Here is a 17570-nt window from a genome sequence, read left to right as displayed (position 1 = left end):
AATAGTAAGATCATCATGAAAATAGACAAATCTGTTATAATGGAAATAGTAGTGCTTACTATCCTCTCACAAACATATAGCTTGGGTACAGAAAAAATTTATATGAGGAGCTGGTTAAATTGATAAAAGATCAGAATTAACAGTAGTTTCCGAATCTTCTGTAGCAGGCTCTTCATGTGAAGCAGAGGATACACTAACTTCTTTATCCTCTGTCCTCTGTATAGAACTACCACAAAAACTCTTTAGCATCTCTTCAGCAGATGAATTTAAAATCTGTATAATAGACTTTTCACTTTGTTCTGTTAGCGACTTATTCATTCTAGAAATCAACTCAGAAAACTCACTACCTTCTTTTCTAGCTTCATTTTTTATTTTATTTTCTATATTGACTATATCACCTTGCTCAATCTCCTCTTTTGTTATGTTAAATGAGTTAGCAATACCTTGATATTTAATTTTACAATCGCCACAGCCAACTATGCAAAGAGCAATAGAATCGGATATTTCACCTGCAGCCCAATTATGGATAGTGTAAGCTAAGTAATTGTCATGATATTTAATGCCAAGCTGTTGCTCTATCAACTCAGAAATTTCATTTTTTAAAGACATAAAGTACCTCCTTCTTACATTACTGTACCTTCTGATTAAAGTACAACAGCTACTCCTAAATAGCAATCCATATATGGTTTACTTTAATAAATTATTAAAGTAAGAAGCTTTTACATCCTAAAACATAACTTAGATAGGCTAATGTAAAAAAATTTTTAAACGAGAATTATTGTATATATATTACTTATTTGGTAAAATTATTTTGGCAAAATAGCATATAAAAGTTGAGGCTAATTATGAATATTAAAGAACGAAAGGATTTACAACAGGAGTTATTAGGAATTGTTTTCAATATACTCATAGAAAGTGAAGATAGCGCCATAGAAGCTATGGAAACAAGAGCAGTAGAGATAATTAAAAAAATAAAGAACACATTAATGATGATATAGAACATGGTACAGGATTTGATAGTCAAAAAATGCCAATTTTAGACTGGATCGTTGCTTGTGATTCTCAGGATCATGTTAGACTAAACAACAAGTCGCTATTAAAATTTGAAAAGACAATTAAGGATGTTGGAGGAAGAGCACCGCTAAATGAAATAGAAAGTATAATAAGGTTGTTAGTAGAACAACCACAGCTAAATCATGTTAGAATTAGAGGTGAAAGAGAAGTACCACTAAACCTCTTTGAGGAAAACATAATAATGAGAGAACGAAGAAGGGCAAGAGAACAACAACTGCGGCCAAATTTTGTTAGAGAAAGAGAAGCGTCATTGAATCTTTCTGGAAACAGGAGTGAAAATATAAGAAGACCAGCAGAACAAATGCAGCCAAGTGAAGTATCACTAAATCTCTCCGAAAATAGGGATGAATATACAATAATGAGAGAACGAAGAAGAGCGGGAAGGCGAATGCGGCCAAATTTTGTTAGACGTGTTAGACGTGAAAGAGAAGTACCACTTAGTTCAAAAATAGGACAATTAATTGTTGTAGTTTCGTCCATAATTGTAGGTGCTTTCATTGGTACAATGGTTGGTATGGTCATTGCTGATTTATGTATTGAGCTTTGCGTAATCACCACTGCAGAACCGCTTCTTCTTATCATGGGTGCTACTGCTGTTATAGGAGCTATTGTAGCAGGAACTGCTCCTATGTTAGAGCTAATAAAGATGTTTAAAGGTCAAGAAGGGTCAAATCTTCCTCCTAATGGCGATTTGGAAAATTCCAACACTGAACATGCCTTTCTAAGTAGATCATCAGAGACCATCAGATCTTGACAGAGCGGTACTATAGATGAAAGGTAAAATCATATACTGAATCTCTCTGAAAACAGGAGTGAAAATATAAGAAGGCCAAGAGTTATTTAGAAAAAAATTGGAGGAATGTTCAAAAAAGTCCATTTATAAAATACATCGGCTTAACTATGATCTTATAACTTAAGCTAATTAATTAAAAATTTTTGTTTTAGCGGTTAAATAAAGCCAGATCTTATTAGAGAGAGGATCTTCTTATCTCTTCTTTACCTTCATTTTCATTTCTAACAATTTTTTTTCTACTTAATATGTCTCTTATTTCATCTCCTGTTAAAGTTTCAAACTCCAGTAGATTTTCAGCAATGAGCTCCAAGTCTTTCCTACGCTTGGTTAAAATGTCTTTTGCTTTTTCATAGCAAGAAAATACAACTTTCTTTATTTCCTCATCTATAAGTCTTAACGTATCTTCAGAAATTGTCTCAGAATCATGTGTGATTTGTTCACGATTGTGATATATTGGCCCTATTTTGTCACTCATTCCCCATTTTGTCACCATAGCACGTGATAAATCTGATGCTAGTTTTATATCTGAAGATGCGCCGCTTGTGACTTTATCATAGCCAAAAATTAGCTCTTCTGCCACACGTCCACCCATTGCAACAGTTATATCTGCTAGCATCTTTTCTCTTGTGAGGGACACTCTATCTGTTTCTGGTAGTCTCATAACTAAACCGAGTGCTCTACCACGTGGAATAATTGTTGCTTTGTGTATAGGATCAGAAGCAGGCATATTAACTGCAACTACTGCATGACCAGCTTCATGGTAAGCAGTAAGCTTTTTTTCTTCTTCTGTAATGACTAAGGACCTTCTTTCCATGCCCATCATCACTTTATCACGTGCATACTCAAAATCATCCATGGTAACAATTTTCTTATTTCTTCTTGCAGCAATAAGCGCAGATTCATTCACTAAATTTGCTAGATCAGCTCCTGAAAAACCTGGCGTTCCCCTAGCAACTGTTTTTACGTTTACATCTGGTGCTATCGATATTTTCTTTATATGCGTATTTAATATTCTTTCACGCCCATTTATATCAGGTAAAGAAATAGTAATCTGTCGGTCAAAACGACCAGGTCTAAGTAGTGCTGGATCTAGGACGTCTGGACGGTTAGTTGCAGCAACTATTATCACACCTTCATTAGACTCGAAACCATCCATCTCAACCAGTAACTGGTTTAATGTTTGTTCCCTTTCGTCGTTACCGCCACCAAGACCAATGCCACGATGCCTACCTACTGCATCTATTTCGTCTATGAAAATTATACAAGGAGCATTTTTCTTGCCTTGATCAAACATATCCCGGACACGGCTTGCACCAACACCGACAAACATTTCAACGAAATCAGATCCAGAAATACTAAAAAACGGTACATTAGCTTCACCTGCAATTGCACGAGCAAGTAGAGTTTTACCAGTTCCAGGAGAACCAATTAAAAGACATCCTTTTGGTATCTTCCCACCTAACACTTGAAATTTTTGCCTTTGTTTAAGAAAATCAACAATTTCAACCAACTCTTCTTTTGCTTCATCAATCCCAGCAACATCATCAAATGTCACTTTTTTTCCACTAGTCATAAGCCTAGCTTTTGATTTGCCAAAGCTTATAGTTCTATTACCTCCTGCTTGCGTTTGTTTAAAAAGGAAAAGTAATAAACCGATAAAGATAAGCGTCGGAACCCATTGAATAAGTAATCCACCAATTATACCCATTGCAGAGTCTCCAATTGAAAAGGAGAACTTCACTTTCCTATCATGCAAACTTTTTATTAAGTCACTATATATAACACCACTTGAGTTAAAGGCTGACCCATCCCTAAACTTCCCTTCGATGCTTTGGTTTCTTATTGTAATATTTTCTATATCATTATCTTCTAGTCTAGTTAAAAATTCTGAAAAAGGTATGGTTGTTTTACTCTTACCTATACTTCCGCTAAATTGAATATAAGCAACTGAAATAAGAACAATAATCACTAACCAGATCAATAAGCCTTCTAAAAATTTTTTCATTTCTATTTCTAACTAAACACTAATTAAGTTTACCAAATTTTGTTTTATCGTGCTATTAATAATGAATTGAACCTTGTCGTCATCAGTATTTTTTTCGTTATAATTTACATCAGGATAAGCAATTACCTTTCCATTTTTTAGCACTGTTGGCAAAGAGTAGTAAACTTCAAAGCAATAACCATAATTTTTTAGAAATTCAGGGATTTTTTGTGTTTTCTTTAGCGGAGCAATAGTTACTGAACATTCCTGATCTCCAAGTATTGTGCAGCTAAATCTATTATCCCATGTAATAGGTTCATACATAGGCAAATTTACAGTAACTTCTTGTATCTTTGACGATTCTCTAATTATCAAGATGCCCTCTCCATATTTTCTTATTTTGCACCCAGAGAGTGTACAGTTAATATCACTATCTTTTTGCGATATTTTGTTAAATATTGCGATAAGGCTACGGTACCTTGGTTTATAGTGCTTGTTGACAATTGCCATTATAGAATAAAGGAGAAGCCTTAAAGCTATTTCCTCTGGCAGTTTATAAAGTTCATCTAGTTTAATTTCAATATAACCAAGACCATGAATATTAACGCAGTCATTAAGTGCAAGGCGTGTGTAGTGCATCAACGCTTTTGCAGCTCTTTTCATATGAAGTGCTGTAAGGCATATTCGCTCTGTTAGAACATCTTGATTATCACTTGCTTTAAGTAAGTTACGGTATAAAGTTCGTCTGTATTTTAAGTCATAATTGCTTCTATCTTCGATCCATCTTAATTGGTGAAGTTTAGCATACTTTTCTATTTCACTACGACTAAAATTTAACAACGGCCTAAATACATAAATACCATCTAAGAAATACTTGTAGTCCATTGATGATAATCCATCTACTCCACTACCCCGCTCTAATCTCAACAAGAACGTTTCTGCTTGATCATTTTTGTGGTGAGCAACAAATAAATATTTAACATTATTATTTTTACACCATTTTGTTAATAAGTTATACCGTGCTTTTCGTGCCTGCAACTGAATATTGCCTTTAATATTTTTCTTCTCCCAATTTAATATGAACGATTCCTTTGCCCCAAGTTCTTTTGCATAGCTTACAGCAAAATCAGCTTCTTTTTGAGATTCTAAACGTAACCCGTGATTTACTGTTAATGCTATAGGAAGTGAAGGTTTATTTTTTTTTGCCCAATTAATCATTAAGTGCAATAAAACTACACTGTCTACACCACCTGATACTGCAATCGCAACTTGATTATCATGAAAAGCAAACTTATTAACTATATTTTGAAATGACAGCTCCAATCGCATTATGTTTCTTGACGGTTAGGTAGTTTATGTCTCTCTACATCATATCGCTACGGAACTTCAATACAAGCAAACTAACAATCTGTGCAAAGGATTTGTACACTGTATCATCCCAGTGCTCAGCACTGGGATGCGGAGGAGATTAACTTTTGATCCCAGAGAATGAAAATTCTACTCTACGATTTTTAGCATGCTCTCTCTCATACTTGGAATTTCTAGAATCATCTTTTACATTAACCAAAGGCTCAGTTTCACCTTTAGAAGCAGTTTTTATTCTATTTTCTAGATAAGGTGTACAGCTGACCATAAATTTTTTAGCTGCATCTGCTCTTCTAGCTCCTAGTGCAAGATTATACTCATGAGAACCACGATTGTCAGTATGACCAGTTAAAGTGACCTTTGCGTCAGGATTATTTTGTAACACTTCCATCACGTCAAGCAATACATCTGCACTCACTTCACTGATACTAGATTTATCATAATCAAAGAAAACTTTTTTATCACCTATCTGCTTAATAACAGCATTCATTTTATTTGTCGTATTTACTCCTTTTTTAGGGCAAGAACTTACACCAGTAAGCAGTAAACAAAAACAACACATCATAATCAGTCTACTCCACATCACTAAACCTCCATAAATTTAAAATATAGTGCGTAATTTTAATTTTAGTACTAATAATCCCTCTATACTAGAATAGAGTCAAGGAAAATAAAAACTAAATGTTTTCTTTACAATCTTATAATTAATTCTGATAAGATGCTCAATTCTTAGCAATGAAGTACAATAAAAGAATAAAAATACAATTTTTTATTGTACTTTAAGCAAATATACTTTTAACTTTATTATTAATCTATTACGATATTAAGCAGATGTTTCAAAGCAATGAATAAAAATGAGATCTTATAAGTTTTTAGAGGAAGTATTACATAAGGTAAGGAATATCGAAAACACACTAAAACTACTAAGCAAAAGCCAATTGAATGTAGAGGACAAAGTTGAACAAATGTGTCTTCTAGAGGAAATCAGACATGAAATTATCTCTCATGATGCAATAAAGGAATCATTAGCAAATGCTCTTAGGAATAAAAAGAGTGCGAATATTCAGCAGCTGAAGTTAATAGAGGGGATATACAAAAGCAGCAGTGCTATTCCCGTTGATTTAGTAAAATCTTTGTCCAAAGCTAAGATTGAATGCCAAAACTTATGGAGGCTAACTAATTCTGAAATTAGTAACTTAGAAAAGCTGAAAGAATGCTTTACTAACCTAATTAAGCTTACTCGTGAAGCAGCTTCTATAAAATCGCAGCAATTAAAGCGCTCAAACTATGAGTCATTGCTTGCTGACTATGACTCTAATATCACAGAAAAGAACATAAAGGAAATATTTCCTAAGCTAGGTAAATTTTTTAGTGAAAATGTAGAGAAAGTAACTCAAAAGCAGAAGAAGGATAAGGTTACTAATATACAAAAAGTTACGGTTCAGAGACAGATTGAACTTGGTTCCTTATTCTTACAGCAAATGAGTGTTACACCAAATGAGATTTCCATTTCTTATTACGATCCTATCGATTATGATGAATCTGACCTTTGTTATGGTTTATTTTTACTTTTACGGCATACTGGTTATGCAATTCATCAAAAATGTTTAGCGCAAAATTCTATAAAGAGCTCAATTACGAAACATATTATGTATGAAACTCAAGGGTTATTCATGGAAAGGATCATTGGAACATCCAGAGAATTTATTGAGTTCATTCAACCACACATAAAGGAGAAACTTTCTACAAAAGGCAAAATTAATAGTAGTGTTGAAAATTTGTATTTGATTTTCAATAAAGTAAATCTTTCATCTTTTTTGAAGAATGCGGATGAATTTAGTTTATTGGCTCACATTATGCTAAGAACTAAATTAGAACAAGATCTAATAAATGGTACGTTAGAAGTTAAAGATCTACACGATAAATGGTTGGAAGGTATGAAGCATTACAAGATTTCAGTAAAAGCTAAAAATGAGCTAGACACTTATTTTCAAGATGAGTATTGGATAAGTGGTGTTATAGGCTGCTTTCCTATTAAAGTCATAGCGTTAATCGCTGCTGTGCAGTTTTTTTCTTTCATTAAGAAAAATCATTACGAATTTTTAGATTCTATAGTAAAAGGAGATTTCAGTTTACTTATCGATTGGTTCTCTAAAAATGTATATAGTGCAAATTATGGCTTTTTGGAACAGCTAAAAAAGGTAACAGGTAGGGATTTAGATATTGAGTGCTACACTAGTTACTTATCTGAAAAGTATAATTTGTCTCAATAAATGGTTTTCTTGAGTTGTGTATGAGTTTTGTTCAGAATTTAATCAGAAATTTTTTTACTTTCAAAGGTTTATTTGCTAGCGATATTGCTATAGATCTTGGTACTGCAAATACTTTAGTTTATCAGAAAAGTCAGGGGATAGTGCTTGACGAACCCTCAGTTGTAGCAAGAGTAAAAGAAAAAGGAAGTTACGTTCCTTATGCTTTTGGCAAAAAAGCTAAGATGATGCTCGGAAAAACACCTGGAGAAATAGAAGCGATAAGGCCCTTGAAAGATGGAGTTATTGCTGATTTTAAAAGTGCGGAAGAAATGTTAAAATATTTCATACGTAATGCAAACACAAAATTCACTGTAAATAAACCTAATATTATAATATGTGTTCCATCTGGGTCCACTCCAGTTGAAAGGCGTGCTATACAAGATGCAGCAGAAAGTGCTGGTGCAAATGAAGTATTCTTAATTGAAGAACCAATGGCTGCAGCAATTGGAGCTGGACTCCCCGTTACCGAGCCTGAAGGCTCTATGATTGTTGACATAGGAGGTGGTACAACTGAAGTTGCAATTATTTCTTTAGGTGGAATTGTTTATTCACGTTCTGCCAGAGTAGGTGGTGATATTATGGATGAGGCAATAAGGTCATACATTCGTGAAAATCATAAGTTATTGATTGGCGAAACAACTGCTGAAAAAATTAAGAAAAACGTAGGTTCAGCCAATCTTCCAGGTGAAAACAACAAAGAGGGAATGATAATTAAAGGCAGGGATTTAGTAAGTGGCATGCCAAAGGAAATGATTTTATCAGAATACCAAGTTGCAGAAAGTTTGATAGAACCTGTGCATCAAATAATTTCTGCTATTAGGACTGCACTGGAGAGTACTCCACCTGAACTTTCTTCTGACATAGTTGATAGAGGAATAATTTTATCTGGTGGCGGTGGATTATTGCGTAACTTGGGTAAAGTTATTAGTGACACAACAAAATTACCAGTTCGTGTTGCAGATGACCCTCTTTGTTGTGTTGCCCTGGGTAGCGGAAAAGTACTTGAAAACATGGACTATTTTGGCCATGTTTTATTCAAGCAAGATTAAATTGTTTTTGAAGACAGTTTATCGAATTGTTTTGATGGAATTATGTAATATAAATGAGATCCCAGTGTCACGCACCAAGTAATTTAAAGGCAACTTCCAGCAGGAAGGGGTGTCATCCCAGCGCTTGACACTGGAACTTGACTACAAATAAGTATGCTGTTTCGATGAAATTGTGTAATAGAAACTGGATTCCAGTGCTTGACACCAGGTTTGTGTTTATAAATTATATGCTAAAAGAATTTGAAATTGAACCTTTACTAAAAGATAAAGCTCCGCACAAAACCAAGGCTGTTGTTGCAATGTCCGGTGGAGTTGATAGCTCCGTTGCTGCAGCACTGCTGTATAACCTTGGGTACGAAGTGATAGGTGTGACTCTTCAGCTATATGGCACCGACGGTAATGCTAACGCAAGAAAAGGTGCATGTTGTGCTGGACAAGATATTTACGACGCCAAACGCGTAGCTGAAAGTGTTGGCTTTCCTCATTATATTTTAAATTACGAAGAAACATTTAAAAAGGAAGTAATAGAAGATTTTGCGAATACTTACATGCGTGGGGAAACCCCCATACCATGTGTAAGATGTAACCAAACAGTAAAATTCCGTGATCTATTGCAAGTCACAAAAAATCTTGGTGCGGATGTGCTCGTAACAGGACATTACGTAAGAAGATTAGAAGAAAATGGTGAGGTAAAGTTGTGCAGAAGTATTGATAAAAGTAAAGATCAAAGTTATTTTTTGTTTGCTACAACTGAGGAGCAGTTAAAGCTTTTGCGATTTCCACTAGGTGGGTTCTATAAAAGTGATATAAGAAAATTAGCAAAATATTTTAGCTTACAAATCTCTGAAAAGCCGGATAGTCAAGATATATGCTTTGTTTCCGAAAGCTATAGTAAAACAATAGCTAAATTAGCTCCACAATCTGTACAGAAAGGTAAAATAGTAGATATTCATGGAAAAGTTCTAGGTGAGCACAGCGGCATAGTAAATTTTACAGTGGGGCAGAGAAGAGGCCTCTGCATTGCACACAGTGAGCCTCTTTATGTAGTAAGAATTAATACAGAAAATAATGAAGTTGTAGTAGGCCCGATCAATGCTCTAATGCAAAAAAAGATATTGGTCAAAGAGTTAAATTGGTTAGAACAACCAAAAGAAGGCATGGAAGTAACTGTGAAGCTCAGATCATCACATGCAGGAAGCTCAGCGACAATATATTCAACTGACGAAAAGAACAAAGCCTGTGTAATTTTAAACGACGATTACTTTGGCATCAGTCCAGGTCAAGCCTGTGTAGCATATAAGGGCGAACAAGTTATCGGTGGAGGGTGGATATGCTCCTAACTTGGTGGTTTAATTTTTAATACAGAATGTAAATATACAATAAAATTTATTGCTGTTTTATTCTATATTCTTTATACTATAAATATAATTATTATATTGTGGGTTAGAGGGATGGTTAAGGAAGTTGAAGAGTTAATAAAAATTGTTGGTAAGGGCAATTTATTAGAGGCCTTGTTTATTTTTTTAGGCAATTTTCAACATGCTAACTTAACTGGTAAAATAGACCACAGAAACCATATTGGTTTGTCTTCATTCGTTAGAAAAAAAGAGGAATCATTAGATAAATATTTTAACTTACAATTTAGTCTACAAGGGTTGTTCCTAATTTATACTCAAGCTTATAAAATTTTAAGCGGAAGTAATAATCTGAGCACTCAAGATATCATAGATGAAATATATAAAGTTATTAAGGAGTCTGAGTTAGGTAAAGACATATACGAAATAGTAGATGGAAGAAAATTAGATTTACTTAACGTTTTGGCAAATCCAAAGAGAGAATCAATATTTAAAACAGCAGAAGATTTTGAAAATAAGGTGCTTATTGATGTTAGAAGGTTGTTAAGTGAAGAAAATGCATTAAACGAATATGATAGAGAATTTACCTTAAATAAATGCATTATTGACTTCTATTATTCTATTCATCAAGACATAAAAGTAGACAGTGGTGTAGTATTGTTATTTTCTATACTTGGCGACTATCATAAACTTTCTGAATATCACAAAGAGTCTATAAAAAAGGAAAATTTACCAATAATAGATAACATGGTTGTTCTCAAATATATAGCGAATTTAGCTGGATTACTGCAAAGTATTAATTTGAAAGATCAAAATAGAGCCATTAAATATACGCTGGATTGTAAAAAGATAGGCACTCTAAACAGAACATTCAATATATCGGCGTCTGCAGGTTATAATAATCAAGGCTTTTTATTCTTGAAAAGAGTTGGACCAATTTTGAAACAGCTGTTAAAGGAGCAAAATAGCAATAAGTTTGAAGATAGGATAATAAACAACACACATTATTCAGCACCGCAAGAAGAGAATGAATGTAGGCCAAATCTCACTATCAGTAAGAAAAAAAACAAAGACCATAAAAATACGTTCTGTAAATTAGCTTTAGGCATGTTTATATTATCTGTTGGATTATATGCTGCTGATTATTTCTTTATGGAGCAAAAGTTATTCAACTCAATAACAAATATTTTGCCACAAAATAATCTCATCAATTTCATAGTTGCTGCAGTACTTACTATCGTAATAGTATATGCTTTATTTCAACTACTAAAATCACCTCAAGAACCGCCACATTCAGCAGTCAATGGTGCAATTATTAATGATCTTACAAATGGTCCTATACAGTCCAGGCGTTCATGAATCTCTACTTATAAATGATAAATGTAGCACTTTTAAAGCATATGCTATATAATCTTTTCTCTTGAATAAATAGGTAATTTATGGATTTAAGTAAAGTAACGACAAAACCAGATGCAATAAGTGTAGTAATTGAAATAAGTGCAAATGCTGAACCTGTAAAGTATGAATTTAATAAAGAGCTCGGATTATTACAAGTTGACAGATTTTTGTCTACTTCAATGACTTATCCTTGCAATTATGGATTTGTACCAAACACCTGTGCAGGTGATGGTGATCCTGTGGACGTTTTGGTGTTAACTCAATTTCCTTTAGTGTCCGGGGTTTTGATATTGGTACGTCCAATAGGTGCATTACTAACTCATGATGAAAAAGGAGAGGATGAAAAAATATTAGCTGTGCCTATCTCCAGTGTTGACAACTATTATGACAACATAAAGAACTATTCTGACTTATCTAAAAACCTACTAGATAAAATTGTTCATTTCTTTTCTCACTATAAAGATTTAGAAAAGGGAAAAACGGTAACAGTTGGAGAATGGGCTAATGTGGAAAAAGCAAAAGAAATCATTGAGAAAAGTAAAAATTAGTTTGCGTTGATTTAGCCTGAAATTACAGTTATTCGGAAAAATGTTGTTGTTTTTAATGGGTAAATATTGGTATCCGTTCAGGATAGCGGCAAGGTAGTATAACCATAGAGTAAAAGTGTATTTACAACAAATGGTGTCATCCCAGTGCTTGACACTGGGATCCAGTCCTTTCGCACAAAAAACGTTGTAAAGTAACTTAGTTGGATCCCAGTTTCAGCTACTCTGATGACAAGAAAGGGAGTACAGGTTTCAATATTTGCATGCATCTGAACAGATACAAATATTGCAATTAAAAGCATTAGACAGGCAATAAAGGTCTTGATATTATAGTAATAATTTGGAAGGGTGGCCGAGCGGCTGAAGGCGGCGGTTTGCTAAACCGTTATACGATTGAAAAGTCGTATCGAGGGTTCGAATCCCTCTCCTTCCGTATGTTATTGTTTAGGTATTCATTGCAGTGGTTTTCTTTCCTTATTTCACTATTAAAAGTTAGCTAGCATTCAATCAGTATTTATTATAGAATTGGTTATTAGCTGAATAGCCTTATATGCATAAAATATTAATTTTACTATTAATAATGTTGCCGCTTAGGTTACTTGCAACTGAGATTGAAATTGTTGCAGATGTAAATGGTGAGCCAATTTCAAATTTAGATATCGAAAGACGTATCAACTTCATAAATTCATTGCTTGGTACTCAGAAGATTAATCAAAAAGAGGTAAAATCTCAAATTCTAAGACAGTTAATAGACGAAGTCATCATTGTCAACGAAGCGCAGAAGATGAATATAGAATTGAGCAACGAGGAGTTAAATAATGCTGTCACGTTATTCTTAACTCAAAGTTTAAAACTTGAGGCTGATGAAGTTAATCAATACGTAAAAAAGCATAATATAGATCTCAATACCCTAAAAAAACAAGTAAAGTGTCAGCTGCTGTGGAACAAGATTATTGAAGTAGGAATTGTACCGCTTATCAATATAAGCGATAAAGAAGTGGATGACATAAGAAAACAAAAAGAGAAGCCTGATTACCTTATTACGTTTCAGGAGTTTGTAATTCCTGATCAGAAGATGGCTGAAGATTTAATAAAACAATTACGTACCAGTAATAACCCAAAATCTTCAATAAAGATGCGTAAAGCAACCGTTAATTTAAGTCAGCTAAAAGGTAACCTCAAGGATGTTTTGGAAGGATTAGAAATCAGTGACGTAGCAGGTCCGATTAGTTTAAGCGAAGGTTACTCTGTTATAAAAGTTATAGATAAGGTACAGCTCGATCATACACTGCTGGAAAGTATTTTAAAAGTAAAACAAGTTGTGGTTAAAGATTCAGAAAATTTACTCTCTAATTTTAAGGAGCAAAAGGTCAGTTGTCTAAATTTTGACAAATTAGCAGACGATTTCAAATTGCCAAGCGCAAAAGAATTTAAAATAAAAATGCGAGATTTAAATCCTGATTTACAGATTTTATTTAGTAAAACAAGTACGAATGAAATAGTAGAATTAAGAGAAAATAGCACTGCAAGGCTAATGATGTTATGTGATATCAAGAGTAATTCAGTGAATATAGAAGCAATCAAACAGGAAATGTATCAACAAAAGATTATTATACAAAGCAACCTGTTATTGGATAATATGCGTAAAAATGCAGCTGTTAGTTATCAGTTTAATTGAAGTTAGAGAAGTTTTTTACTCTATAAAAATTTATGAAGAATATAATGCTCATTGGCGGCGGAGTTGGAAATGCAGTATTATTTTCGATAGGAAAAGCTTATCTTGAAAACAATCATAAGGTTTTATATTTCGCTGGCTATAAAAAATTAAGTGATGTATTTAAACGAGCACTGATAGAACGTGCATCAAACGTGACAGTTTGGGCATGTGAAGAAGGATTGATAGAAACAAGCAGAGAACAGGATAAATCCTTTCATGGTAATATAGTTGATGCAATAGTTTCTTATCAACGAGAAAAGGTAGATATTAATTTGAACACTATAGATAAAATCATCACTATTGGTTCTGATAAAATGATGAAAGCTATAAATGAAGCTAGAAAAACAATTTTAAAGCCATATCTAAAACCAAAACACATAGCAATATCATCTGTTAACTCTCCTATGCAGTGCATGATGAAAGAAATCTGCGCTCAATGTATTCAGCAACACATAAATAAGGAAACAGGAGAAATAAGTTTTGTTTATAGTTGCAGTAATCAAGACCAGGATATGGAGCTTGTTGACTTTGATTTTTTAAGTGAGCGCTTGAAGCAAAATAGTTTACAAGAAAAGCTCACTGCAAAATGGATAGAACATGTTCAAAGATACTAAACAGAACAAAGAGGAACTAAGGAAGCAATATAGAACCATAAGAAAAGATGTTGATGAAAGTTATTCTAGTTATGCAGCAAATTCTCTTATTAATCTCTTTAACAAAAACTTAAGTTGCGTTAAAGGTAAAACAATAGCAGCTTACATTCCAACAGACGGGGAAATTAATGTTGTGCCTTTGATGCATCATTTACTCGATTTAGGATATAAAGTAGCAATTCCTAATAAAAACAAGTTATTAAAATTCGAAGAATGGAATAAAGCAGATGAAGATATAATTCCCGACACAATCATTACTCCTGTTATTGCTTTTGATGATCATTTTAATAGGTTAGGTTTTGGCGGTGGTTGGTATGATGAAATGATAAAAAAATTACGACCGCTTAGAAAAATATTTATAGGTGTAGCCTATGAGAAGCAATATTGTAAAAATTTACCTGTAGAAAAACATGATCAAAAATTGGATATTATAATCACTGAGATGTGTGTTAGGTGTAGAAGTGGATAGAAAGGAGTAGCATAGTCTCCCTCTTTCTGATAGTAATTGCTTATCTGTTCAGACGCATGCAAATATTGAAACCTGTGCTCCCTTTCTTGTCATCAGAGTAGCTGACACTGGGATCCAACTAAGTTACCTTACAACGTTTTTTGCACAAAAGGACTGGATTCTAGCGTCACGCGCTAGAATGACATCAACTTTTGAATTCCAGTTATGCAAGAAATCTATTCATTTGAAACTTGTTTGAGAAACGTAGCTATAAAAACCGCAGGTACCAGTTGGTTTTTATTAGCTAAAGTAAAGGTCAAATATCTGGAATTCTGGACATAAAATCCCCCTGTAAAAAAGATTAGAAAAAAATGCAGCGCACACATGACAGAAATTAAGTATACACTGAAGAGGATACGCTACATTTTTTTATGAGTTTAATAAAAAAGGTCTGCAGACAAAGATAGATTTTTGAGCTCTAAAAATATCTATAATTGTTATTATAATCAGATTTAAAATATGCGGAAGTAATTTTTTATGTCCGCTTAGCAGGGTGGCAAAATAAGATAGACAGATACATTTTTGCGTCAAAATGCTCCTCAAATGTATCAATTCACTCCTTTCCCTTCTTCACTCACTCGTTCAGAACTTGGCTTCATTTCTTCAACTTTCTCATTAACCTTTTTTTCCACCTCCTCTATTTTATTATTACCAATTGCCATAATTGCAGGTTGAAATTTCTCCATAAATTCCTTAAGTGCTTTCTCATCACTCTCATGAGTACTGAAGCCCTTTTCCAGAAGCTTGTTTATTTCTGAAAAATCTTGAATTTTTCCATTTTTTACTAATTCCTTTATGGCCATTAATTGCTCTTTGTTTTGAAGCATTTTTATTATTTTTATTTCATTACTAAGCGTTGTTCTTTCTCCTTCATCAGCTTCAAGATTCTTTTCCATTAAATTGCTTATTAACTTTTTAAAATTATTCTTTTTTGCTTGAATCGTAGGTAATTTATCGATCACATCTTTCACAAAACTTTTCACTGCTTTTCCGCATTCAATTGCACCTTCTTTTATCTCACCTCTATTCTGGTATATAAGATAACCAATAGCAGCTATAGCAACTAGTGCTACAAACCCTACGAATGCTGCCCCACCACCAATTAATGCACCAGTCACTCCTCCTACTGTTAATAAACCTGCTAGTACACCTGTTAGTGTTGTCACTGCTGCTCCACTTATTACCCCCTGAGCTAACAGTTGGTTACCTAAAGCTTCAAGCTTTTCCTCCATGCCTTTTACTTTATCTACTTGCTCCAAAAATTCTTTTGATTCAATTTTGTTTTTCTCAATATCCTCCAATATAAGACCTATTACACTCCCCAAAATATCTTTATTTTCTATCAGAAATTTAGACATACTATCGATATCTGATTCGTCAAAAATTTCACTTTTTCTTTCAAAGCCACGTAGTGTTAACAGACCTTGCAATTTTTGTAACAAATCTTTTTTTTTACTAATATATTCTACTACATTTTCAATGAGCTCGTCCGAATTGGTTGGGTTTACTGCACCACCTTGTACCATATTCAATTCCTATCAATTATAAATATGCCTAATTATATATACTAATTATTAATTATATTATAATTGGCATAAAATAATTACTCCTTTCCAAATATGGAATTTGTATTACAATACCTAGATTATATGAAATCAAGGTATTTTATGGGTGAGAAAAAATTAAGAGCCGCTGTGGTTTTATCAGGATGCGGCCACCTCGATGGCACAGAGGTGAGAGAAGCAGTTTTAAGTTTGCTTGTGCTTGATCAGCAGGAAGTGGATGTTAAATGTTTTGCACCTGATATCAATATCACACAAGTTATGGATCACAAAACAAAAGAGGCGGTAAAAGAAAAAAGGAATGTACTTGTAGAAGCAGCAAGAATCGCAAGAGGTGAGATATATGACCTAAGAGAAGCTAAAGCTGAAAATTTTGACATGCTAGTCGTACCTGGTGGATATGGAGTTGCGAAAAATTTATCTGACTTAGCTGAAAATAAAACAGTAATGCCTGAGTTTGAAAGATTAGTCTCAGAGTTCTTTGTTGCAAAAAAGCCAATAGGAACTATATGTATATCTCCAGCCATTATTGTTTTAATTTTAAGTAGCAAGATAGGTAAAGAAGAAAGTAAGATTAAGGTAACTATAGGAGACGACAAAGACCAGTTGATAGAGAAGCTCGGCGGCGAACATATAACATGCGATACAAAGCTATCAATAGAAGACGAAAAGCATAATATATTTTCCTGCTCTGCTTATATGCGTAGTGATGAAAGTACACACTCTGTATATCAAGGAATAAAACACATGATTGACAGTATGGTGAAAAAAATTAATAAAAAAACCAAACAACCATTTCTCTAAAGTGTAGTTTCTTATACAATTAATTATGTTATACTTCCAGTTGCATTATTGTTGTAGCCAAAGTAATCTGTAATTGCTTATTAATGGTAAGCTATATTTAGTATGTAAGTTTAGTTCTTTTTTTTATAGATGTAAATATGTCAGACCTTTTTTATATTGAAAGTGAGTGTTGTGTAGATGGTCAGTGTGATACTTATGCAGGAGAAGTGAGTATTAATGATGTCATGTTGGGCAAGTTTAGTCTAAATTCAGACAATGGGAAAAAAGCCATGGTAAATCTAGACATCGTTACATTCGATATCCATATTGCTATGGATGGCCAAGATGGAAAGACAATAAAAAGAGACCTCAAGAGTCCCGAATTTGTAATTAAAGATGACGGTTCCTGGTATATTAATAAGAATCTTGGTAATGATAAATTTGAAATTATAGTAAAGCAGTCATGATATGA

17 protein-coding genes and 1 tRNA gene are annotated in these 17570 nt (G+C 33.5%); 13 read left to right on the top strand and 5 right to left on the bottom strand.

From position 1 onward, the window contains the following. Positions 1-114: 114 nt before the first annotated feature. Entirely contained in the window at positions 115-609 is a 495-nt protein-coding gene (locus LEM02_RS04125) for a WBM0748 family T4SS-associated protein (RefSeq protein ID WP_226079946.1), read from the bottom strand. A gap of 236 nt (positions 610-845) precedes the next feature. On the opposite strand from LEM02_RS04125, the gene LEM02_RS04120 reads away from it, so the two are divergent. Beyond that, on the top strand, positions 846-998 hold the full coding sequence (locus LEM02_RS04120; protein WP_226079943.1) for a hypothetical protein: 153 nt from the start codon (positions 846-848) through the stop codon (positions 996-998). Positions 999-1027: 29 nt separating this feature from the next. After that, entirely contained in the window at positions 1028-1828 is an 801-nt protein-coding gene (locus LEM02_RS04115; RefSeq protein ID WP_226079941.1) for a hypothetical protein, read from the top strand. Between the two features lie 214 nt (positions 1829-2042). On the opposite strand, the gene ftsH is transcribed toward LEM02_RS04115, so the two are convergent. The 3 genes from ftsH to LEM02_RS04100 all read right to left on the bottom strand — a co-directional run bounded on the left by ftsH (position 2043) and on the right by LEM02_RS04100 (position 5799). Then, on the bottom strand, positions 2043-3872 hold the full coding sequence (gene ftsH, locus LEM02_RS04110; RefSeq protein ID WP_226079938.1) for an ATP-dependent zinc metalloprotease FtsH: 1830 nt from the start codon (positions 3870-3872) through the stop codon (positions 2043-2045). Positions 3873-3884: 12 nt separating this feature from the next. Further along, a complete protein-coding gene (gene tilS / locus LEM02_RS04105; protein WP_226079936.1) occupies positions 3885-5180 on the bottom strand; it encodes a tRNA lysidine(34) synthetase TilS in 1296 nt (431 codons plus the stop codon). 139 nt (positions 5181-5319) lie between these two features. Further along, entirely contained in the window at positions 5320-5799 is a 480-nt protein-coding gene (locus LEM02_RS04100; protein ID WP_226079933.1) for an OmpA family protein, read from the bottom strand. Between the two features lie 271 nt (positions 5800-6070). Here LEM02_RS04100 and LEM02_RS04095 point away from each other — a divergent pair, with 271 nt between their 5' ends. The 9 genes from LEM02_RS04095 to LEM02_RS04055 all read left to right on the top strand — a co-directional run bounded on the left by LEM02_RS04095 (position 6071) and on the right by LEM02_RS04055 (position 14714). After that, positions 6071-7489: a gluzincin family metallopeptidase gene (locus LEM02_RS04095; protein ID WP_226079931.1), complete on the top strand. Its 1419-nt coding sequence runs from the start codon at positions 6071-6073 to the stop codon at positions 7487-7489. A gap of 20 nt (positions 7490-7509) precedes the next feature. Continuing rightward, entirely contained in the window at positions 7510-8577 is a 1068-nt protein-coding gene (locus tag LEM02_RS04090; RefSeq protein ID WP_226079928.1) for a rod shape-determining protein, read from the top strand. 227 nt (positions 8578-8804) lie between these two features. Then, complete coding sequence (gene mnmA / locus LEM02_RS04085; RefSeq protein ID WP_226080035.1) at positions 8805-9917, top strand: tRNA 2-thiouridine(34) synthase MnmA; 1113 nt, start codon at positions 8805-8807, stop codon at positions 9915-9917. Positions 9918-10028: 111 nt separating this feature from the next. Further along, positions 10029-11291, top strand: coding sequence for a WD1261 family protein (locus LEM02_RS04080; protein ID WP_226079926.1), 1263 nt, complete (start codon positions 10029-10031; stop codon positions 11289-11291). Positions 11292-11371: 80 nt separating this feature from the next. Next, positions 11372-11878: an inorganic diphosphatase gene (gene ppa / locus LEM02_RS04075; protein WP_226079924.1), complete on the top strand. Its 507-nt coding sequence runs from the start codon at positions 11372-11374 to the stop codon at positions 11876-11878. Between the two features lie 339 nt (positions 11879-12217). Beyond that, positions 12218-12308: transfer RNA gene (locus LEM02_RS04070), tRNA-Ser, on the top strand. Positions 12309-12425: 117 nt separating this feature from the next. Next, on the top strand, positions 12426-13553 hold the full coding sequence (locus LEM02_RS04065; RefSeq protein WP_226079923.1) for a SurA N-terminal domain-containing protein: 1128 nt from the start codon (positions 12426-12428) through the stop codon (positions 13551-13553). Between the two features lie 32 nt (positions 13554-13585). Beyond that, positions 13586-14206 (top strand): ferredoxin reductase domain-containing protein, encoded by a 621-nt coding sequence (locus LEM02_RS04060; RefSeq protein WP_226079922.1) that lies wholly within the window; start codon positions 13586-13588, stop codon positions 14204-14206. Next, positions 14190-14714, top strand: a complete 525-nt coding sequence (locus LEM02_RS04055; RefSeq protein WP_226079921.1) for a 5-formyltetrahydrofolate cyclo-ligase — start codon at positions 14190-14192, stop codon at positions 14712-14714. The genes LEM02_RS04060 and LEM02_RS04055 overlap by 17 nt, the downstream gene beginning before the upstream one ends. A gap of 587 nt (positions 14715-15301) precedes the next feature. On the opposite strand, the gene LEM02_RS04050 is transcribed toward LEM02_RS04055, so the two are convergent. Beyond that, a complete protein-coding gene (locus LEM02_RS04050; protein ID WP_226079920.1) occupies positions 15302-16279 on the bottom strand; it encodes a glycine zipper family protein in 978 nt (325 codons plus the stop codon). Between the two features lie 141 nt (positions 16280-16420). Between LEM02_RS04050 and elbB the strand changes: the two genes are divergently transcribed. Together elbB and LEM02_RS04040 are read left to right on the top strand one after the other, a co-directional pair. After that, positions 16421-17119: an isoprenoid biosynthesis glyoxalase ElbB gene (elbB, locus tag LEM02_RS04045; protein WP_007302219.1), complete on the top strand. Its 699-nt coding sequence runs from the start codon at positions 16421-16423 to the stop codon at positions 17117-17119. A 137-nt stretch (positions 17120-17256) separates the two neighbouring features. After that, positions 17257-17565, top strand: coding sequence for a hypothetical protein (locus tag LEM02_RS04040; RefSeq protein ID WP_226079919.1), 309 nt, complete (start codon positions 17257-17259; stop codon positions 17563-17565). Positions 17566-17570 lie beyond the last annotated feature (5 nt).

The sequence above is a fragment of the Wolbachia endosymbiont of Tribolium confusum genome, from assembly GCF_020405475.1.
Taxonomy (GTDB): domain Bacteria; phylum Pseudomonadota; class Alphaproteobacteria; order Rickettsiales; family Anaplasmataceae; genus Wolbachia.
Note: the sequence above shows the minus strand (reverse complement) of the source record. Positions and strands in the feature narration are given on the sequence as shown.